This is a genomic window from Flavobacterium sp. TN-1 (assembly GCF_052828645.1).
In genome coordinates this window covers 2,812,417-2,831,824 of sequence record NZ_CM128253.1, presented here as the reverse complement: position 1 = coordinate 2,831,824, position 19,408 = coordinate 2,812,417, and the positions used below count along the sequence as shown (strand labels likewise).

The 19,408-nt window shown below is 29.0% G+C and carries 19 protein-coding genes; 14 read left to right on the top strand and 5 right to left on the bottom strand.

Translation table 11 applies throughout. The features are described from left to right. Nucleotides 1–2: 2 nt before the first annotated feature. Nucleotides 3–2,450, top strand: a complete 2,448-nt coding sequence (gene priA, locus ACUXZJ_RS12830; protein ID WP_063743846.1) for a replication restart helicase PriA — start codon at nucleotides 3–5, stop codon at nucleotides 2,448–2,450. Here the strand turns inward: priA and ACUXZJ_RS12825 are convergent. After that, a complete protein-coding gene (locus ACUXZJ_RS12825; protein ID WP_060382384.1) occupies nucleotides 2,447–3,142 on the bottom strand; it encodes a LytR/AlgR family response regulator transcription factor in 696 nt (231 codons plus the stop codon). The two genes, priA and ACUXZJ_RS12825, sit on opposite strands and share 4 nt — an antisense overlap. A 172-nt stretch (nucleotides 3,143–3,314) precedes the next feature. On the opposite strand from ACUXZJ_RS12825, the gene rpsF reads away from it, so the two are divergent. The 6 genes from rpsF (at nucleotide 3,315) to ACUXZJ_RS12795 (ending at nucleotide 7,779) form a co-directional block, all read left to right on the top strand. Then, the gene (gene rpsF, locus ACUXZJ_RS12820; RefSeq protein WP_060382383.1) at nucleotides 3,315–3,656 is read left to right on the top strand and encodes a 30S ribosomal protein S6; all 342 of its coding nucleotides are present in this window, start codon (nucleotides 3,315–3,317) and stop codon (nucleotides 3,654–3,656) included. Nucleotides 3,657–3,661: 5 nt separating this feature from the next. Continuing rightward, entirely contained in the window at nucleotides 3,662–3,958 is a 297-nt protein-coding gene (rpsR, locus tag ACUXZJ_RS12815) for a 30S ribosomal protein S18 (protein ID WP_014164395.1), read from the top strand. Nucleotides 3,959–4,025: 67 nt separating this feature from the next. Continuing rightward, nucleotides 4,026–4,469 carry a 50S ribosomal protein L9 gene (rplI, locus tag ACUXZJ_RS12810; RefSeq protein WP_060382382.1) on the top strand — a complete coding sequence of 148 codons (444 nt, stop codon included), beginning with the start codon at nucleotides 4,026–4,028 and terminating at the stop codon, nucleotides 4,467–4,469. Between the two features lie 80 nt (nucleotides 4,470–4,549). Continuing rightward, the gene (locus ACUXZJ_RS12805) at nucleotides 4,550–5,020 is read left to right on the top strand and encodes a DUF6495 family protein (RefSeq protein ID WP_060383845.1); all 471 of its coding nucleotides are present in this window, start codon (nucleotides 4,550–4,552) and stop codon (nucleotides 5,018–5,020) included. Nucleotides 5,021–5,083: 63 nt separating this feature from the next. Then, nucleotides 5,084–7,081: an NAD-dependent DNA ligase LigA gene (gene ligA / locus ACUXZJ_RS12800; protein WP_060382381.1), complete on the top strand. Its 1,998-nt coding sequence runs from the start codon at nucleotides 5,084–5,086 to the stop codon at nucleotides 7,079–7,081. Beyond that, complete coding sequence (locus ACUXZJ_RS12795; RefSeq protein ID WP_063743849.1) at nucleotides 7,075–7,779, top strand: hypothetical protein; 705 nt, start codon at nucleotides 7,075–7,077, stop codon at nucleotides 7,777–7,779. Before ligA ends, ACUXZJ_RS12795 begins: the two co-directional genes overlap by 7 nt. 326 nt (nucleotides 7,780–8,105) lie before the next feature. Here ACUXZJ_RS12795 and ACUXZJ_RS12790 read toward each other — a convergent pair whose 3' ends face one another. The 4 genes from ACUXZJ_RS12790 to ACUXZJ_RS12775 all read right to left on the bottom strand — a co-directional run bounded on the left by ACUXZJ_RS12790 (nucleotide 8,106) and on the right by ACUXZJ_RS12775 (nucleotide 11,605). After that, the gene (locus tag ACUXZJ_RS12790) at nucleotides 8,106–8,558 is read right to left on the bottom strand and encodes a DUF2750 domain-containing protein (RefSeq protein WP_060382378.1); all 453 of its coding nucleotides are present in this window, start codon (nucleotides 8,556–8,558) and stop codon (nucleotides 8,106–8,108) included. A gap of 335 nt (nucleotides 8,559–8,893) precedes the next feature. Beyond that, the gene (gene rsmI / locus ACUXZJ_RS12785) at nucleotides 8,894–9,568 is read right to left on the bottom strand and encodes a 16S rRNA (cytidine(1402)-2'-O)-methyltransferase (protein WP_060382377.1); all 675 of its coding nucleotides are present in this window, start codon (nucleotides 9,566–9,568) and stop codon (nucleotides 8,894–8,896) included. A 46-nt stretch (nucleotides 9,569–9,614) separates the two neighbouring features. Next, on the bottom strand, nucleotides 9,615–10,445 hold the full coding sequence (locus ACUXZJ_RS12780; protein WP_063743850.1) for an IS982 family transposase: 831 nt from the start codon (nucleotides 10,443–10,445) through the stop codon (nucleotides 9,615–9,617). A 308-nt stretch (nucleotides 10,446–10,753) separates the two neighbouring features. After that, the gene (locus tag ACUXZJ_RS12775) at nucleotides 10,754–11,605 is read right to left on the bottom strand and encodes a hypothetical protein (RefSeq protein WP_063743851.1); all 852 of its coding nucleotides are present in this window, start codon (nucleotides 11,603–11,605) and stop codon (nucleotides 10,754–10,756) included. A gap of 144 nt (nucleotides 11,606–11,749) precedes the next feature. Between ACUXZJ_RS12775 and ACUXZJ_RS12770 the strand changes: the two genes are divergently transcribed. The 7 genes from ACUXZJ_RS12770 to ACUXZJ_RS12740 all read left to right on the top strand — a co-directional run bounded on the left by ACUXZJ_RS12770 (nucleotide 11,750) and on the right by ACUXZJ_RS12740 (nucleotide 19,093). Next, a complete protein-coding gene (locus tag ACUXZJ_RS12770) occupies nucleotides 11,750–12,370 on the top strand; it encodes a thymidine kinase (protein WP_060382375.1) in 621 nt (206 codons plus the stop codon). A 5-nt stretch (nucleotides 12,371–12,375) separates the two neighbouring features. Then, complete coding sequence (locus ACUXZJ_RS12765) at nucleotides 12,376–14,820, top strand: bifunctional UDP-N-acetylmuramoyl-tripeptide:D-alanyl-D-alanine ligase/alanine racemase (protein ID WP_063743852.1); 2,445 nt, start codon at nucleotides 12,376–12,378, stop codon at nucleotides 14,818–14,820. Between the two features lie 65 nt (nucleotides 14,821–14,885). Then, nucleotides 14,886–15,296 (top strand): large-conductance mechanosensitive channel protein MscL, encoded by a 411-nt coding sequence (gene mscL, locus ACUXZJ_RS12760; protein WP_060382373.1) that lies wholly within the window; start codon nucleotides 14,886–14,888, stop codon nucleotides 15,294–15,296. 134 nt (nucleotides 15,297–15,430) lie between these two features. Further along, nucleotides 15,431–16,249, top strand: coding sequence for a 3-methyl-2-oxobutanoate hydroxymethyltransferase (gene panB / locus ACUXZJ_RS12755; protein ID WP_060382372.1), 819 nt, complete (start codon nucleotides 15,431–15,433; stop codon nucleotides 16,247–16,249). A 95-nt stretch (nucleotides 16,250–16,344) separates the two neighbouring features. After that, nucleotides 16,345–17,037: an RluA family pseudouridine synthase gene (locus tag ACUXZJ_RS12750; protein WP_060382371.1), complete on the top strand. Its 693-nt coding sequence runs from the start codon at nucleotides 16,345–16,347 to the stop codon at nucleotides 17,035–17,037. 9 nt (nucleotides 17,038–17,046) lie between these two features. Then, nucleotides 17,047–18,366 (top strand): aldehyde dehydrogenase, encoded by a 1,320-nt coding sequence (locus ACUXZJ_RS12745; protein ID WP_446195174.1) that lies wholly within the window; start codon nucleotides 17,047–17,049, stop codon nucleotides 18,364–18,366. A gap of 7 nt (nucleotides 18,367–18,373) precedes the next feature. Next, nucleotides 18,374–19,093 carry a hypothetical protein gene (locus tag ACUXZJ_RS12740; protein WP_063743853.1) on the top strand — a complete coding sequence of 240 codons (720 nt, stop codon included), beginning with the start codon at nucleotides 18,374–18,376 and terminating at the stop codon, nucleotides 19,091–19,093. Nucleotides 19,094–19,408 lie beyond the last annotated feature (315 nt).

The following is a 19,408-nucleotide window of genomic DNA, read 5'->3' as shown; positions in this document are numbered from 1 at the left end:
TCATGCGCTATTTTATAGAAGTTGTCATCCCTATTTCGCTTCCACAAACTTTTACTTATGAAGTTTCGGAAGCGGAATTTTATTTTATAGAAATAGGAATGCGTGTTGCAGTTCCTTTTGGTAAAACGAAATTCTATACAGGACTTACCATTAGTAAGCATCATACAGCTCCTACTTTATATGAAGCTAAAGAAATACATCAGATTATAGATCAGATCCCTATTTTAACAACTATTCAAATTGAGTTCTGGAAATGGATAGCCAACTACTATATGTGTTCTTTAGGAGAAGTATATAAAACAGCATTACCATCTGCATTAATATTAGAAAGTGAAACCATAATTTCTGCAAAAAAACAAGTTTTAGATACAACTGATTTATCAGATGACGAATTTCTGATTGTAGAAGCACTTTCTAGTCAAACTTCTTTAAAAATATCAGAAGTAACAGCCATCCTCAATAAAAAGAAAGTTTTTCCAGTTATTCAATCTTTATTAGATAAAGATATTTTAATTCTTCAAGAAGAAATGATTGAGGAATATAAACCTAAATTAGTCAAGTATATTCGTTTAGCAGAAAAATTTAATAAACCAGATCAGTTAGAAGAATTGTTGTTACTCCTCAAAAATGCGCAAAAACAAAAAGAATTAGTTTTAAATTATTTTCAACTCATCGCTACTCAAAAAAAAACAATATCAGTTAAAAATTTGCTCACATTTTCAGGAATAAAAGCAAATACTCTAAAAGTTTTAGTAGACAAACAAATTTTTGAAGAATATTTGTTACAACAGGATCGTATATTTTTTGAAGATGTACAACAAAATCAAATAGTTTTGAGCGATGCACAACAAAAAGCGTACAAACAAATTTTAGAAACTTTAGAAAGGAAAGAAGTTTGTTTATTACATGGTGTAACAGCATCAGGAAAAACAGAAGTTTATATTAAAATCATAGAACAGTATTTAAAACAAGAAAAACAAGTTTTATACTTGTTACCCGAAATAGCATTAACAACCCAATTAGTAAGTAGGTTAAGTAAACATTTTGGAAATAAAATAGCTGTTTACCACTCTAAATACTCAAATAATGAAAGAGTAGAAGTATGGAATGAGGTCTTGATAGGTTCAGAAAAAGCAAAGGTAGTAATAGGTGCTAGGTCAGCACTTTTTTTGCCTTTTCAAAAATTAGGATTAATCATTGTAGATGAGGAACACGAACAAACTTTTAAACAAGTAGATCCAGCACCGCGTTACCATGCCAGAGATGCTTCTATAGTTTTAGCTCATCAATTAAAAGCAAAAGTTCTTCTAGGATCCGCTACGCCTAGTTTAGAAAGTTATTATAATGTTCAAAAAAATAAGTATGGTATAGTAGAACTTTTCGAACGATTTGGAAATGCAGTTTTACCTGAAATTATTTTAGTTGATTTAAAAGATAATTATTTTCGAAAAAGAATGACGGGGCATTTTAGTCAAATATTGATTGACAAAATACAAGAAGCACTATATAATGGAGAACAAATTATTCTTTTTCAGAACAGAAGAGGATATTCTCCTATTTTAGAGTGTATGACCTGTGGACATATTCCGCAATGTTCAAATTGTGATGTAAGCTTAACGTATCATAAATTTAAAAATCAATTACGTTGTCATTATTGTGGTTATAATATAGCAAAACCTACAAATTGTCATGCTTGCTCAAGTATTGATCTTACCTCTAAAGGTTTTGGAACAGAACAAATAGAAATGGAGTTAGTAAGTTTATTCCCTACTAAAAATATAAAACGAATGGATCAGGATACAACTAGAGGGAAATACTCATTTGAACGTTTGATCGATGATTTTAAAAATAAAGAGATAGATATTCTAGTAGGAACTCAAATGTTAGCAAAAGGATTAGATTTCGATAATGTTTCACTGGTTGGGATCTTAAATGCTGATAATATGCTCTATTTTCCTGATTTTAGAGCCTTTGAAAGAAGCTATCAAATGATGACACAAGTAGCGGGTAGAGCAGGAAGAAGTGATAAAAAAGGGAAAGTAGTTATACAAAGTTATAATCCTATGCACAATATAATACAGCAAGTTACAGATCATAACTATTTAGGTATGTACAAAGAACAGTTGTATGAAAGACATATATATAAATATCCTCCTTTTTATAAATTAATAAAGTTTACTTTAAAACATAAAGAATTTGAAAAGTTAAAAGAAGGTTCTATGTGGTTCTATCAAGTGCTAAAACAAAATTTAGAAATGCCTGTATTAGGCCCAGAAGAACCACCAATTAGTAAAATTAGGAATGAATATATTCGAACTATTTTAATAAAAATACCAAAGGACAAGCATTTAGGTAATACAAAAAAAACTATCCAGAAAATACTGAATAGTTTTGAAGCAGTACCTATTTATAAATCTATAAGAGTAGGAGTTAATGTAGATGTAAATTAAGCTTCTAATACACGCATTAGCTCCTCTTTTTTATTGCGACTTAAAGGTATTTTTGCCACACCAATTTCAGCAAATTTGCTATTAAATTTCTCTATTTTATCAATGTTAATGATAAAAGACTTATGTACACGAACAAATTTTTCTTTTGAAAGATCTTTTTCAAAGGATTTCATGGTAGATAAAACAAGATGGCTATCTTCTTCAGTAACTATTTTTACATAATCTCCGAAAGCTTCAATCCACTTTATTTTAGAAGTGTATACTTTTAATTTTTTTAAATTACTTTTGATATAAATATGTTCGCCTTCTTCTTCAGTATTGTGATCTTTTCTGAGCATGTGCAGATCTATTGCTCTTTTAACAGCAATATTAAAACGCTCTTTGGTAAGTGGTTTCTGTAAATAATCAGTAGCTTCATAGTCAAAGGCTTTTAAAGCATATTCAGCTTTGGCTGTAATAAAAATTATCTGGGGTTTTTCTTTTAAGCCGTCTAAAAGATTAAACCCATTAATGATAGGCATTTCTATATCTAAAAATAATAAATCTACCTCATTTATGGCTAAACAACTTTTTGTTTCAACAGCATTTGAGAATTCACCTATTAAATTTAAGTTTTGATGCGCTTCTACAAGTTTAGTTACTAAAATTCTTTGGATAGAACTATCATCTACCACAATACAATTTAACTTCATGGGAAACAGTTTAAAATAGATTGGACAGGTTAAAAATAGTTCATTTTTTTAAACTGTCCAATTATTTTCATGAAAATCAGTTGTTTCGTCGAAAAGAGTAATTAAATGTTTGCTATTTTAAATAATATTATTACTTTTGCACCCAATTTTATAACAAATAAATTTTATTACTATGAATCATTATGAAACTGTTTTCATCTTGAATCCCGTTTTATCTGAAACTCAGGTAAAGGAAACAGTAAGCAAATTTGAAGATTTTTTAACTTCAAAAGGAGCTAAGATTGTTGCTAAAGAGGATTGGGGATTGAAAAAATTAGCGTACGAAATCCAAAACAAAAAATCTGGATTTTACCAATTAATCCAATTTGAAGCTTCTAGCGAAGTTTTAGCTGGTTTAGAAATTGAGTACAGACGTGATGAGCGTGTTATGCGTTTCTTAACAGTAAGTTTAGATAAACACGCTGTAGCTTGGGCTGAGAGAAGAAGAGAGAAGTTAAAAACTAAAAAAGCTTAATTGATATGTCTACAATTGAACAATCTGCAAAAGGAAAAAAAGACGGAGATATCAGATATTTAACGCCTTTAAATATTGACACGAACAAACAAAAAAAATATTGTCGTTTCAAAAAATCAGGAATCAAGTATGTAGATTATAAAGATGCTGATTTCTTATTAAAATTCGTAAATGAGCAAGGAAAAATCCTTCCTCGCCGTTTAACAGGAACTTCTTTAAAATACCAAAGAAAAGTTTCAGTAGCAGTAAAAAGAGCACGCCACTTAGCTTTAATGCCATACGTAGCGGATTTATTAAAATAATAATTAACAAATAGGTTGTTGGTTTCCTGAGTAGGAACCTAACTTCTAAAATAAAAAGGACAACAACATGGAACTTATCTTAAAAAAAGACGTTCAAAATTTAGGTTTTAAAGATGATATCGTAACAGTTAAACCTGGTTATGGTCGTAACTTTTTAATTCCTCAAGGATTTGCTTTATTAGCTACTTCATCAGCAAAAAAAGTTTTAGCTGAAAATTTAAAACAAAAAGCACATAAAGAAGCTAAAATTGTAGCAGATGCTAAAGCTAAAGCAGAAGCAATAAAAACTTTAGAGATCAAGATTATAGCTAAAGCAGGTGGTGAAAAACTATTTGGATCTGTAACAAATGCTGATTTAGCTCAAGTTTTAGAAAAAAATGGTCACGCTATTGAGAAAAAATTTATCACTTCAGGTGTAATTAAAAGAATTGGTAAATACAGTGCTACTGTTCGTTTACACCGTGAAGTTATCGTTGATTTACCATTTGAAATTGTAGCAGAACAAGCTTAATTTTAAAAACGATATTTTTTTAAAGTCCCTTTTTGGGACTTTTTTTTTATTTTTACCATAAACAATTAAAATTTATTGACTTGAGATATAAGAGACTTACCAAAGAACAATTGGATTCCTTACATCAGGAATTTGCCAATTTTTTGGCTACTCAGCAAATAGATAAAGCCGAGTGGGATCAGTTAAAAATACATAATCCCGAAGTAGCCGAACAAGAATTAGATATCTTTTCAGATCTAATATGGGAAGGTGTATTAAGAAATGCAAAATTTATAGAGCATTTTTCAAAAAGACATATTTTTTTGTTTCATTGTCAAGAATATTTTATGCAAACTATTGTTATCAAAGCACTAAATGCTGAAGTAGATTTTTTGACTAATGATGGTTTAAAATGGTTAGGAGACCATTTGTTTACAGAAAATGTGGAACTCCTACGAGGAAAAAAAGAATATAAAAAAGAACGCAATGATGAACTATTTGAACTTATAAAAGAAGGAGCAATCTTAAGTGATGGACAGCTTTATATGCAGATAAATGGGGTCATTGAGTAATTTTTTTGCTTAACTATAATTAAATGGCTATTTTAGTATTTTATTACTTTAATAGCCCTTTTTATGGATATTTTTTTGAAAATTCAAGCCCTTAGAAACGAACTAAATCAACATAATTATAATTACTATGTTTTAGATACTCCTACTATATCAGATTATGAGTTTGATATAAAATTAAAAGAACTTCAAGAGCTAGAGGAAAAACATCCAGAATATAATGATCTTAGTTCTCCCACGCAGCGTGTAGGAGGGGCTGTAACTAAAAATTTCCAAACAATACAACATGAATATAGAATGTACTCCTTAGATAATTCTTATTCAAAAGAAGATTTGTTAGATTGGGAGATTCGAATTCAAAAAATACTAGGAAATAGACCAGTTGAATACACCTGTGAACTTAAGTACGATGGTGCTTCTATAAGTATTACCTATGAAAATGGAAAATTATTACGTGCAGCAACTCGTGGTGATGGTTTTCAGGGAGATGATGTAACACAGAATGTAAAAACAATTAAAGCAGTTCCTCTAACACTTAAGGGGGATTTTCCTGAGAAATTTGAAATTAGAGGTGAAATTATTTTGCCCTTTGCTGGATTTGAAAAAATGAATCAAGAATTAATAGAAATAGGAGAGTCACCTTATTCAAACCCAAGAAATACTGCTTCAGGGAGTTTAAAATTACAAGATAGTTCAGAAGTTGCTAAAAGACCTTTGGATTGTTTGTTATATTCATTAATAGGAACTAATTTACCTATCACAACTCAATTTGAAGGCTTAGAAAAAGCGAGAAATTGGGGTTTTAAAGTACCTATACAATCAAAATTAGCTTATTCTATGCAAGAAGTTTTTGATTTTATTGAATATTGGGATGCCCATCGTCATGAAATGCCTTATGAAACGGATGGAGTAGTTGTAAAAGTAAATAACTTAGATCAGCAAGAAGAATTAGGTTATACAGCTAAATCACCACGTTGGGCAATAGCTTATAAATTTAAGGCAGAACAGGTGGTAACTAAGCTAAATTCTATTTCCTATCAAGTAGGTAGAACAGGTGCTATAACACCAGTAGCCAATTTAGAGCCTGTCCAGTTAGCAGGAACAATAGTAAAAAGAGCCTCTTTACATAATGCCGATCAGATAGAAAAATTAGATATAAGAATTGATGACGAAGTTTTTGTAGAAAAAGGAGGCGAAATTATTCCTAAAATTATAGGAGTAGATGAATCCAAACGTTCTATTCATTCAATCAAAACAAACTATATTACTCATTGTCCAGAGTGCCAAACGGAATTAATTAGAAAAGAAGGAGAAGCACAGCATTATTGCCCTAATTATTATGGATGCCCACCTCAAATAATAGGTAGAATTCAACATTATATATCTCGAAAAGCAATGGATATAGAAGGGTTAGGGGGAGAAACCGTTGCTTTACTATTTAAAAATAAATTAGTTTCTAATTATGCTGATTTGTATGAACTTAAAAAAGAACAAATTGTTGTTTTGGATAGGATGGCAGACAAATCAGCAGATAATTTATTAATAGGAATAGAAAAATCGAAAGAAATTACTTTTGAACGTGTATTATACGCATTAGGTATTCGATATGTAGGAGAAACCGTAGCCAAAAAATTGGCAAAACATTATAAATCAATTGAAAATCTTCAAAATTCAACATTAGAAGAGTTGGTTACTGTTGATGAAATAGGTGTGAAAATAGCTCAAAGTCTAATAGAATTTTTTGAAAATCAAAATAATTTAGATATTTTGAATCGACTTAGAAATTATGGAATATTGTTAGAATTACAAGAAACAACTTCTGTAGTAAGTTCAGATTTATTGAAAGGTAAAAATTTTGTAGTATCAGGAGTTTTTGAAAATATTTCAAGAGATGAATTAAAACAATTAATAGAAAATAATGGAGGAAAAATAGGAAGTAGTATATCTTCTAAAACCCATTATGTAGTGGCAGGAAAAAATATGGGACCTGCGAAGTTAGAAAAAGCAACACAACTTGGAATTACGATATTATCAGAAGAAGAATTTAATGCAATGTTATGTTAAAAAACGCTCCTTTATACGTATACCTATTAGCTTGTTTTTTGTCAGTTGTAGCCATGCTATTAGGTAATGAATTTTTACTAATTATATGTAAACCTATTATCATTCCCGCTTTAATAGCCCGTTATTTAGCCATAGAAGAAAAACAAAATATAATATATGTATCACTTATATTTGTAATTTATTTTTGTACTGATGCACTCACCCTATTTAATTTTGAGTTCATAAAGTTTTTAAATATGGGATTGGATTTATGTCCCTATTTACTATTATTATTTTTAGTAATTAAGGAAACAAAAAGAATAGGGTTTTATCAGAAAGCATTTAGTTTTTCATTATTAGGTACTATTTTTTTAATGCTTTTAACTTATTTATTACTAAATGGTTTAGCTTTTGAAGATATGAAATATTCTGCGGCTATTGTTGTCTATGGTACTGTATTAACCTCTTTAATTTCAATTTGTACTTATAATTATTTGGTAATAAACAATCTTTGTTTTAATAATATCTTGATAGCCATTGTTTTTTCAGCTATGGCTGATATAGTATATGTAGTTATGATAAAAATGAATTGTACTATAGTTTTTGAATGTTTAAAATTCATATTTAGAGTTATTTCCTATTTCTTTATTATTGAATATTTTATAAATGTAAGACCTTATTTTTTTAGAGAAATAGAAAGTAATAAGATTATTAGATAAGATTTAAAAGTTAATAAAATAGCCTTTATTTTTGTTGAATTTTACCTTGTATTACAGAGATTCTGTAAAAGTTAGTAACTAAACATTAGTTGCTAACTTTTACAATAAAATAAAAAATGAGTCTTTTATTGTTTGTTTTACCTCGTTTTTTAGAGTGAGAGTCCTACTTTAATGAGATTTATTTTTTTTAAATATTCTATAAGGAAGCCTAGAGGGGGCTACTAGTTGTTATTTGTCAATTTAATATTTATTTCTTAGAGAATCATTAGTGTTAATTTAGATATTTTTATATAAATTAATTTGTTATACTTATTTTTTAAAATAATTTAATCAAGTACCTCTTTAATTTTTTGAGATAAATCATTTAAATTTTTATAATGAGATAACTTTAAATCTTTTTTTATAATCTTTAAATAGTCAATAATTTCTAATATTAATTCTAGAGGATCGGCTTCGTATCCATATAAGTTTTGATCAAATTCTATACCAGCCACCATTGCATTAGAATCAAGTCCAATACACCAATTTTCTATGAAATCAACTAAATCTATTTCTTCTATTTGGTAATTTGTCCATTCGTCATTTTGACAAGTTTGAGCATATTTTTTTTGACTCCAAACACAAAGTAATTGAATAGGATTTCCTTCTTCATCTTGATAATTATTTGTATAAGATAAAGAATAAAGTTCTTCTTTTTCTAAGGTGTATATTTTTTCGGTTTGACAAATCGTTTTAATAAACTCTTGGTGGCGTTGTATAATCTGAATGTCGTCTTTCATAAAATGGAAATGTTTTTTTATATTGTTTTGCAAGAATTAATGAACTTTATTTGAAAATAGCTAAAAAGAAATGAAAAATTTGAATTAAATAATAAAAAAAATGAAAATCATGTATTTTATTGATTTTTGTTTTTTAATTTAATCCTTTATTGTTAAAAATGATAATGTTATTTTCCAATAGTAAATCATGATTGAAGAAATGGTTTGAGTGTTTGTTGTTATCTTATAAAATAGGTGTAATAATAACTTTAGTATTTGTTTTTGGATTACAATATGTAATTTGTATTAAAATACTAGTTGTTTAAGTGAGTTTTGTTAAAAACTAAAAAAATATTTTATTTAGATTTTCCAGCTACACAAACCACAATTTCTCCCTTTGGAGGTTTTGTTTCAAAATGTTTTAGTACTTCTTCTGCTGTACCTCGTACTGTTTCTTCATGGAGTTTAGAGAGTTCACGGGATACGCTTACTAAGCGATCGGAACCAAAGTATTGAACAAATTCAGTTAATGTTTTGATTAGTTTATGGGGCGAAACATATAAAATCATCGTTCTGTTTTCTTCAGCTAACTGTAAGAAGCGGGTTTGTCTTCCTTTTTTATCGGGTAAGAAGCCTTCAAAAACAAATTTATCATTAGGCAAACCACTGTTTACTAATGCTGGAACAAAAGCAGTTGCACCTGGTAAGCATTCAACTTCTATACCGTTTTCTAGACAAGCTCTTGTTAACAAAAAACCAGGGTCGGAAATAGCAGGGGTACCTGCATCGCTAATTAAGGCTATATTTTGTCCTGTTTGCAAACGCTGTATTATTTGATCAACGGTTTTGTGTTCGTTGTGCATGTGATGGCTTTGCATGTGAGTAGCAATTTCAAAGTGTTTAAGTAATTTGCCACTAGTACGGGTGTCTTCCGCCAAAATACAATCTACTTCTTTTAGAATTTTAATGGCTCTAAAAGTCATATCTTCTAAATTGCCAATAGGGGTCGGGACTATGTATAATTTACTCATTTGTTTGATTGTAAAAGGGGAGTAATAATTTAATTAATTCAAGTTGCTAGTTAATTGATTTATTTAATTGCAAGCCAAAGACAAATAATGTAAGTTTTATTAGAAAACCTTCTAATGTTATTGCATGTATAGTTCTTGGAAACATTTTTTTAATATCGCTTATTGTTGTTTCTACCCTTTTTCTCATTTTTAGTTTTTCATTTTTTTGTTCTAAAGTATCCATTCTTTTAGCATTTGATTTACGCTGAATTTTTAATGAAATACATCTTCTCTCATATACAACATCCTCTAAACTATAATCAGTATAAGCACTATCTCCATATATTGAAGCCTCTACTGGTAATTTGTCAATCATTTTTCCTAGTGCTTTTGCATCTGCTGTTTTTCCTGGTGTAAAATGAAAAGCTATTGGGATTCCATTTTTTGTGGTAAGTAATTGTACTTTAACTCCATAAAAATAATTTCGCATACTTGCTGTGTAACCTCGCCATTTTTCTTCTTTGAGGATTTTGCAGTTCGAAATCCTCATATTATTGCAAACAGCAACTGGAAATGAATCTATGATATACTGCATCTCACAGCATAAATCTTTAAAATATGAACTTATTATTTCAAATAACTCATAAAGCAAACTTCCAATCTTATGTAATCTTCTATTAAATCTACTCTTGTCAAGCATCTTTGGTATAAATCCATATTGTTTCATAAACTTTATAGCTGAACTATGATTTCCATAAAAGCTTGTTGATGACACAATCGCAGTTAAAATAATTTCACTATCGCTAACCTGTCTTCTTATATCTTCTGGATGTTCGATTCCTTTTAAAATATCATCAATTAAACAAAAAATTGATATAATTTTGTCTTTGCAAAGCATTGGTGTTGTTTTTTTGGTTCACAAAACAAAATTACTTAACCTTTGCTTTGTTTTTTATAAATATCAACTAGCAACTTGAATTAATTATTTAAAAAACAAAAAGTTTAAAAATAAATGATTAAACGAGTTTGTGAAAAGAAACAAGGTGGCTGTCCTAAAAGTTCGCAATCTTGTCATTTCAACAAAAGGGAGGAGTCGTATAATCTTGATTATGAGACTTCTCCTTGCGTAGGAGTGATAAACTGCATGTTGATTTATTATTTTTTGGACAGCCTCGTGTATCCTTAAACTAGAAAATAAGATAGAAATTATGCAAATTTACTTATAATATATTCCATAAAACGTTCTTCATAATCTTCGCGACCTAACCAGTTGTTATAATCAGGTTTTACCATTTCTTCTATAAAATCTTTGGCTTCTTGGTAGCTTTTAAAAGTTTCTAATTGTGATAAGACACGATTTAAATCTTCGGTACTTCCATCAAATAAATTTTTTTCAAATGCCATGCGATCGTTTAAAGATAATCCAACGGATCTAGAAATTTTATCATTTAAATTACTTACGGGTTTCTCTATTACGCGCTCAAAAGTAATTTCATTAAAATTAGACATGAATTCATGGAAAATCTCTTTTACAGCTGATGTATGGATTTCGTTGGGAGTAATTTTTTCTTCTGTTTCTGTATTTATTTTTTCAGAAACGGTTTTAGAATGTATTTGATTGAAAAAAGCATCCATTGAAATGTTCTCGGATTTGCTATTATCTTCTTTGTTTTCTATAATTTGAGAGGTGTTTTCTTTTTCGGTTATCTCTTCTTCAAAATTTTCTACAGCTAAGATAGTTTCTACAATTGGTGTAATTTCCTTATTTTCAGCTTCTGTGTTTTCAATAGGCAGAATGGATTCATCCAATTCTTCTTCTAATTGAGCTATTATTATCTTCTCATTATAATCAAAAGCGTGTTCTAATTTTTCTTCTATTTGTTTTTTTCCAATAGTGGGTTGTACGTCACTAAAATTTTCTTCAACAAATAATAAAACAGAAAGTTTTTCATACAATCGTTGTGCCTCACGATGTAATTCTCGTACATCTTCTTTGTGTTTTAATTGTAAAACTTTATGGGCAATACTAATCAATTCGGCTTCCAATTTCTTTTTCATTGCGTTTAAATTTTTGGTGATGAAAGAATTAAAATTTATTGATAACTTTATCAGTTGAGCTGTAAAACAACCAGTCTTTTTTAATAATTTTGCGAGTTACAAAGTAATAAAAACTATTCATTTTTATCATTATAAAATTAAAAAATGTTTTTAGAAAATACAGTAAACCCAAAAGAACAATTTGGATGGATTGAAGTAATCTGTGGTTCAATGTTTTCAGGAAAAACGGAAGAATTAATCCGTAGATTAAGAAGGGCTCAGTTTGCTAAGCAAAAAGTAGAGATATTTAAGCCTAGTATTGATACACGTTATCATGAAGAGATGGTTGTTTCTCATAATAAAAATGAAATTCGTTCTACACCTGTTCCAGCTGCAGCTAATATTCGTATTTTAGCACAAGGTTGTGATGTAGTAGGAATTGACGAAGCCCAATTTTTTGATGAAGAAATAGTTTCTGTTTGCAATGACTTGGCAAATGCAGGAGTTAGAGTGATTGTAGCAGGATTAGATATGGATTTTAAAGGAAAGCCTTTTGGTCCTATGCCTGCTCTAATGGCGACTGCGGAATACGTTACTAAAGTACATGCAGTGTGTACTAAAACAGGAAATTTGGCACATTATAGTCATAGAAAAACGGCTAATGATAGTTTGGTCCTTTTAGGAGAAACAGAAGAATATGAGCCTTTAAGCAGAGCCGCCTACTTTAACGCTATGCGTAATGATATAGATGTAATAGACGAACAAATTATAAAGAAAGAAGAATAAAAATAATGGCACTGATACTTAAACAAATTGCAACAGCATTATCTTGTGAATTTATAGAAGTTGATAGTTCTATTGTAATTGATACAGTTTCAGTAGATAGTCGATCACATCAAAATGCAAATTCAACACTTTTTTTCGCTCTTATTGGTCCTCATCATGATGCACATCAGTATGTAGAAACTCTAATAGAACAAGGTGTAAAATCATTTGTAGTACAGACTATTAATGAAAAATGGTTGGGTAAAGCCAATTTTTTAAAAGTAACCAATACTTTAGAAGCTTTGCAATTATTAGCTACCTATTATAGAAATTTATTTTCATTTCCTATAATAGGAATTACAGGTAGTAACGGTAAAACAATCGTAAAAGAATGGTTGAACTTTTTGTTAAGTCCAGATTATACAATTATAAGAAGTCCAAAAAGTTATAACTCCCAAGTTGGTGTCCCACTTTCAATAATAGGAATTAATAAAATGCACAATTTAGGTATTTTTGAAGCAGGAATTTCTACTGTAAATGAAATGCAAAATTTGCAAAAAATAATTCAACCCACTATTGGAATTTTAACAAATATAGGATCAGCTCACGATCAAGGTTTTGTTGATATTTATGAAAAAATAAAAGAAAAATTAAAGCTTTTTAAAGAAGTAGAAGTTTTAATTTTGAATAAAAATAAAACAATTGAAGCTTTTTTAGATCCATCCATCAAAACTTTTACATGGAGCACAGAAAATAAAGAAGCAGATGTTTTTTTTGAAAAAAAAGGAATAGAACAGAATACCGATTTAAAAGTTATTTATAAAAAACATCATTTTAAGATAAGTGTTCCTTTTATAGATGAAGCTTCTTTAGAAAATAGTATGCACTGTATTTTGATTATGTTGTATCTAGGATATAATGAACGAGTTATTAAGGAAAGAATAGCCCAATTATATCCTGTAGAAATGCGATTGAAGGTTAAAAATGGTATTTGTAATTGTACTTTAATAGATGATAGTTATAGTTCTGATTTTCAGTCGTTAAAAATAGCACTAGATTTTTTACAAAATCAAAAACAAAACCAGAAAAGAACTTTGATTATTTCCGATATTTTTCAGTCAGGATTAACGAACGAAGAACTTTACTCTAGAATAGCACAATTAATTATATCTAATAAAATAACAAAAATTATTTGTATTGGAAGCACAATTACAAAATACAAAAGTAAATTTCAGAATGCTATCTCTTTTGAATCAACAGCTTCTTTTCTAAATGCTTTTGATAGCCTTGATTTTTCAGATGAAACCATTTTGATTAAAGGAGCTCGTGTTTTTGAATTTGAAAAAATTGTTTCCTTATTAGAAGAGAAAAAACACGAAACCGTTTTAGAAATTAATCTAAATTCATTAAGTCATAACTTTAATTATTACAAAACTAAAATTAAACCTACTACTAAAATAATGGGTATGGTAAAAGCTTTTGGCTATGGAAGCGGAAGTTTTGAAATAGCAAAATTACTAGCTCATCATAAAGTAGATTATTTAGGGGTAGCTTTTGCAGATGAAGGAATTGAGTTAAAAAAGGCAGGAATTGAAGTACCCATTATGGTTATGAATCCTGAAATGACTAGTTTTAGATCCATTATTCAATACGGATTAGAACCTGAAATTTACAGTTTACGAGGTTTAAAAGCTTTTCTGAAAATTTTAGAAGAAAAAAAACAAAATCATTATCCAATTCATATTAAGATAAATACAGGGATGAATCGTTTGGGGTTTGATGAAGAAGTGATACCTGAATTAATATCTATATTAAAACAAAATAAAAAGATTCAGGTTAATACTATTTTATCTCATTTTGCCGAAAGTGATAATGATATAGATAGAACATTTAGTTTGAATCAAATAAACTTATTTGATCGCCTCTCCAGACAAATTATAGACACATTAGAATATAATCCTATCCGTCATATTTGTAATTCATCAGGAATTAGTAATTATCCTGAAGGCGAGTTTGATATGGTTCGTTTAGGAGTAGGGATGTATGGTGTTTCTAATGATTTAAATGAAATGAAATATTTAGAAACAGTCGGAACCTTAAAATCTGTTATTTCACAGATACGAACTCTAAAAATAGGAGATACAGTTGGATATAATAGACGTTTTGTTGTAGAAAAACCAACACGTATGGCTGTAATTCCTATTGGTTATGCAGATGGGATATCTAGAAAATGGGGTAGAGGTCTAGGTTATCTTTTAGTTAATGGAGAAAAAGCACCCATTTTAGGAAGTATATGTATGGATATGCTTATGATAGACGTTACTAATATATCCTGTGCAGAAGGTAATGAAGTAATTATTTTTGGAAAAGATTTGCCTGTAACTGTTATTGCAAAGGCTATAGATACTATTCCGTATGAAATATTAACAGGTATTTCGCGTCGTGTGTCGAGAATTTTCTACAGGGAATAGATTTTGAGTTAATTATTTATATTTTAGCTTTGTAACTTTGATTAACTAAAAAAACAATTACAATTATGGGATTTATTTCAGAATTTAAAGAATTTGCACTAAAAGGAAACCTTGTAGATATGGCCATTGCTTTTGTTATGGGGGGAGCTTTTGGTAAAGTTACTTCGGCTTTTGTTGAAAAAATGTTTGCTCCAATCGTTGGACTTTTAATGGGAGGTATAGACTTAGCTGATAAAAAAATAGTGCTAAAAGAAGCAGTATTGGATTCAACAGGAAAAGAAACAGCTCCTGCTGTAGCAATAGAATGGGGATTATTTTTGACGGCTGTTATTGATTTTTTAATTGTAGCTTTTGTTATGTTTTTAATCATAAAAGCAATGAACAAAATGAAGAAGCCAGCGCCAGCACCTGCAGCACCATCAGGCCCTACACAAGAAGAATTATTAGTACAAATAAGAGATTTATTAAAAAAATAATTTAAAAATCTTTCATATATAAAAAAACCTCAATCTTATAGTTGAGGTTTTTTTATGTGTATTATTCTGTGTTATAACAAATTTGTTACATCTATACTTTTTATTACTTTTACCTTCTAAAATATTATTGAATTATGTCAACAGCTAAAAGTGATTACAAAAGAGTAACTACAAAGTCATTATTTGATATGAAAGCCAAAGGTGAAAAAATTTCAATGCTAACAGCATACGATTACACTATGGCTAAAATTGTGGATTCATCGGGTGTAGATGTAATTCTGGTAGGAGATTCAGCTAGTAATGTAATGGCAGGTCATGAAACTACTCTTCCCATTACACTTGATCAAATGATTTATCATGCGTCTTCGGTTGTACGAGCAGCTCAAAGAGCATTAGTAGTGGTAGACCTACCTTTTGGATCTTATCAATCGGATTCTAAGGAAGCCTTGCGATCTGCTATTCGTGTAATGAAAGAAAGTGGAGGACATGCCGTTAAGTTAGAAGGAGGAAAAGAAATTAAAGACTCTATAAGAAAAATACTGCAAGCAGGAATACCTGTTATGGGGCATTTAGGACTTACACCTCAATCTATTTATAAGTTTGGAACTTATACAGTAAGAGCAAAAGAGGATACAGAGGCAGAGAAACTTATCGAAGATGCAAAATTATTAGAAAAAGTAGGATGTTTTGCTTTAGTACTTGAAAAAATACCAGCCCATTTAGCTAAAAAAGTAGCAGAAAGTATTTCAATACCTGTTATAGGAATTGGTGCTGGTGGTGGGGTAGATGGACAGGTACTTGTTCTTCATGATATGATCGGAATGACTCATGAATTTAGTCCTCGTTTTTTACGTAGATATATGAATTTATACGAAGAAATGACGCAAGCTATTGGACAATATGTGGCAGATGTTAAAGCGGAAGATTTTCCAAATGCTAATGAACAATATTAAAAAAAATATAAAACATATAATAAATTGTACAAAAACTATTATTTTAGGTTTTAAATAAGTAAAAGTTTTTGCTGTAATTTTTTGCTCATTGAAAGATGAAAATAATTTCAAATAAGAATAATCTAGCGGTTTTGTATGAAGATAATCATATTATCATAGTTAATAAACGAGTAGGAGATATAGTACAAGGAGATAAAACAGGGGATAAACCCTTATCTGATGTAGTAAAGGAATATTTAAAAGAGAAATACAATAAACCTGGAGAAGTTTTTTTAGGAGTAGTACACCGTTTAGATAGACCAACAACAGGGATTGTACTTTTCGCTAAAACTTCAAAAGCTTTAAGTAGGCTTAATGATCTTTTTAAAAACAGAGAAACTCAAAAAACCTATTGGGCAATAGTCAAAAATAAACCTTCTCAGAAGGAAGCTACCCTTATACATTATTTAAAAAGAAATCCGCAAAAAAATACATCTAAAGCTCATTTAAAAGAGGTGGCAGATAGTAAAAAAGCTATTTTAGATTACAAAATTATAAAAGAGTTAAATAATTATTTTGTTTTAGAAGTAAGTTTACACACAGGAAGACATCATCAAATACGCTCGCAATTAAGTGCTATTGGTTGTCCTATAAAAGGAGATTTGAAATATGGGTTTGATAGAAGTAATAAAGACGGAGGAATTCATTTACATGCGCGTAAATTACAATTAATACACCCTGTTTCAAAGGAAATTATTAGTGTTACAGCACCCGTACCCGATGATATTATTTGGAAATCAATAGAATAAAAAAATATTATGTATACTGTATCTCAACGAAAAAAAGTTTTGAGTAAATTACTAGATAACCTAGTAAAATACGAAACAGATATGCAAGATGCCTTGTATAAAGATTTTAAAAAACCCCGTTTTGAAAGTATGATTTCAGAAACGGAATATATTATTAATGAACTAAGATATACCATAAAAAAACTAGATTCATGGGCTAAGCCTAAAAGAGTTTTCCCTTCGTTGTTAAATTTTCCCTCAGCGGATTATTTATATTCCGAACCTTATGGTAAAATTCTTATTATAAGTCCTTGGAATTACCCTATTCAATTAGCATTTTCACCTCTAATAGCGGCTGTAGCGGCTGGAAATAAAGTAACCCTAAAACCTTCAGAACTTACCCCCAATAGTTCTTCCATTATATCTAAAATTATAAGAGAAACGTTTGAAATAGATCAAGTAGTAGTAATAACGGGAGATTATACGATTGCACAAGATTTATTAAGTAAACGTTGGGATTATATATTCTTTACAGGAAGTGTGCCAGTAGGAAAAATTGTAGCAAAAGCCGCCGCAGAAAATCTTACACCAGTTACTTTAGAATTAGGAGGGAAGAGCCCAAGCATTGTAGATCAAACAGCTGATCTAAAATTAGCTGCCAAAAGAATTATTTGGGGAAAAATATTTAATGCAGGACAAACTTGTATAGCTCCTGATTATTTAATCGTTCATAAAAGTATAAAAGAAAAAATGATTCCTCATTTAATACAAGAAATACAGAACGCATTAGGTAGCTCTATGCAAGAATCAGAAGATTTTGCACGCATTATTAATCTAAAGAATTGGAAACGCCAACAGAGTTTCTTAGAAAACCAAACTATATTATTTGGAGGTCAAACAAATGAAACAGATTTATACGTATCACCAACTCTATTAGATGAACCTAATTTAGAGAGTTCTGTTATGAAAGAAGAAATATTTGGTCCTATTCTACCTATTATTTCATATACAACTAAAGAAGAACTATATAAAATAGTTAATCGTTTTGAAAAACCTCTAGCCTTGTATTTATTTACAAAAGATAAATCTTTTGAAAAAGATTTACTTTCTGAAATATCTTTTGGAGGAGGTTGTATAAATGATACTTTATCCCATTTCTCCAATAAAAATTTACCTTTTGGAGGAGTCGGTCATAGCGGCATTGGAGCATATCACGGTAAATTAGGTTTTGAAACATTTTCACATCAAAAATCAATTGTAAAAAAATCAAATTGGATTGATCTTCCATTTCGTTACGCTCCTTACAAAGGAAAATTTCAGATGGTGAAAAAAATCTTAAAATGGCTATAATTTAAAAATGAAAACTTTAAAAAAAATTGATTTATATCAAATTATTAAACAAAGCATAGAACTTTACAAAAAAAATATACTTCTAGTAGGGCTTGTTTTTTTTATCCTAACTATTGTCTTAGTTAGTCTACTTAATATTGGATTTAAGACGTTATATAAAGGAGATGATTTATTAGAATATTTAAAACACTTTAATCCTGAAAAATTTTCCATAAAAGATAAACTATTATATTTATCAGTATTAACTATGATCATAGCTTTAGTCGCTCCTTTTAATGCAGGAATCCTAAAAATGATGAAAGATACACAAGAAAATAATAAAGTAGGTATTAATACCTTTTATTATTATATAAACAGTCCATATTATTTCTCTATACTCTTAGTTACCCTATTAGTCAGTGGATTTGGCCTATTTTTTAATACAACTTTAGAAGTGTTAATTAAAGATCATACTATAAAAAACTTCATTTCCTTTTTTATTTCAATATCAACTTCTATTCTTACTTTTACAGCATTGCCCAATGTTATTTTTAGTAATTTAAAACCTATAGAAGGAATAAAGAAAAGTATTAAAGATTGCTTTTTAAATTTTGGAAAAGTATTTTTATTGATTATCATATCCGTTATTTTGGGATATTTGGGATTTTTTGCGTTTTGTATAGGAATCTTTTTTACTTTCCCTTTTTATTTTGCTATACAATATAAAGTATACGATACATTGAAATAATATAAAAAGAATAAAGAAAAAGAAACCTCCTATTGTTTATAAAAGCAAAGGAGGTTTTTTAGTTTAATTAAGATTTTTATTTATGAAAAAAATCTAATATTAATTTGAAGCTAAAAAAATATATAAAAAAGATCAATGAGGAAATTTAAAAGTTTAAATGGTATAAAATATAATTATGATTTTTTATTATAAGATTAGATGATAAAGGGGTGTTTTTGTAGAATATACTAAGTAATGATAACTTTTTTATAAAAAATAGGGGGTTAATTGCTTTTAGATATTTATTTTTTTTGTTTTTTCTATAAAAAATAAGGG

Excerpts from the sequence above, each read along its gene's own strand:
- ACUXZJ_RS12770 (WP_060382375.1), top strand. The coding sequence starts at position 11,750 with ATGTTTTTAGAAAATACAGTAAACCCAAAAGAACAATTTGGATGGATT.
- panB (WP_060382372.1), top strand. The coding sequence starts at position 15,431 with ATGTCAACAGCTAAAAGTGATTACAAAAGAGTAACTACAAAGTCATTA.
- ligA (WP_060382381.1), top strand. The coding sequence starts at position 5,084 with ATGGATATTTTTTTGAAAATTCAAGCCCTTAGAAACGAACTAAATCAA.
- ACUXZJ_RS12780 (WP_063743850.1), bottom strand. The coding sequence starts at position 10,445 with ATGCTTTGCAAAGACAAAATTATATCAATTTTTTGTTTAATTGATGAT.
- ACUXZJ_RS12790 (WP_060382378.1), bottom strand. The coding sequence starts at position 8,558 with ATGAAAGACGACATTCAGATTATACAACGCCACCAAGAGTTTATTAAA.
- rplI (WP_060382382.1), top strand. The coding sequence starts at position 4,026 with ATGGAACTTATCTTAAAAAAAGACGTTCAAAATTTAGGTTTTAAAGAT.
- ACUXZJ_RS12740 (WP_063743853.1), top strand. The coding sequence starts at position 18,374 with ATGAAAACTTTAAAAAAAATTGATTTATATCAAATTATTAAACAAAGC.
- priA (WP_063743846.1), top strand. The coding sequence starts at position 3 with ATGCGCTATTTTATAGAAGTTGTCATCCCTATTTCGCTTCCACAAACT.
- ACUXZJ_RS12750 (WP_060382371.1), top strand. The coding sequence starts at position 16,345 with ATGAAAATAATTTCAAATAAGAATAATCTAGCGGTTTTGTATGAAGAT.
- rsmI (WP_060382377.1), bottom strand. The coding sequence starts at position 9,568 with ATGAGTAAATTATACATAGTCCCGACCCCTATTGGCAATTTAGAAGAT.
- rpsR (WP_014164395.1), top strand. The coding sequence starts at position 3,662 with ATGTCTACAATTGAACAATCTGCAAAAGGAAAAAAAGACGGAGATATC.
- rpsF (WP_060382383.1), top strand. The coding sequence starts at position 3,315 with ATGAATCATTATGAAACTGTTTTCATCTTGAATCCCGTTTTATCTGAA.
- ACUXZJ_RS12745 (WP_446195174.1), top strand. The coding sequence starts at position 17,047 with ATGTATACTGTATCTCAACGAAAAAAAGTTTTGAGTAAATTACTAGAT.
- ACUXZJ_RS12765 (WP_063743852.1), top strand. The coding sequence starts at position 12,376 with ATGGCACTGATACTTAAACAAATTGCAACAGCATTATCTTGTGAATTT.
- ACUXZJ_RS12795 (WP_063743849.1), top strand. The coding sequence starts at position 7,075 with ATGTTAAAAAACGCTCCTTTATACGTATACCTATTAGCTTGTTTTTTG.
- ACUXZJ_RS12775 (WP_063743851.1), bottom strand. The coding sequence starts at position 11,605 with ATGAAAAAGAAATTGGAAGCCGAATTGATTAGTATTGCCCATAAAGTT.
- mscL (WP_060382373.1), top strand. The coding sequence starts at position 14,886 with ATGGGATTTATTTCAGAATTTAAAGAATTTGCACTAAAAGGAAACCTT.
- ACUXZJ_RS12825 (WP_060382384.1), bottom strand. The coding sequence starts at position 3,142 with ATGAAGTTAAATTGTATTGTGGTAGATGATAGTTCTATCCAAAGAATT.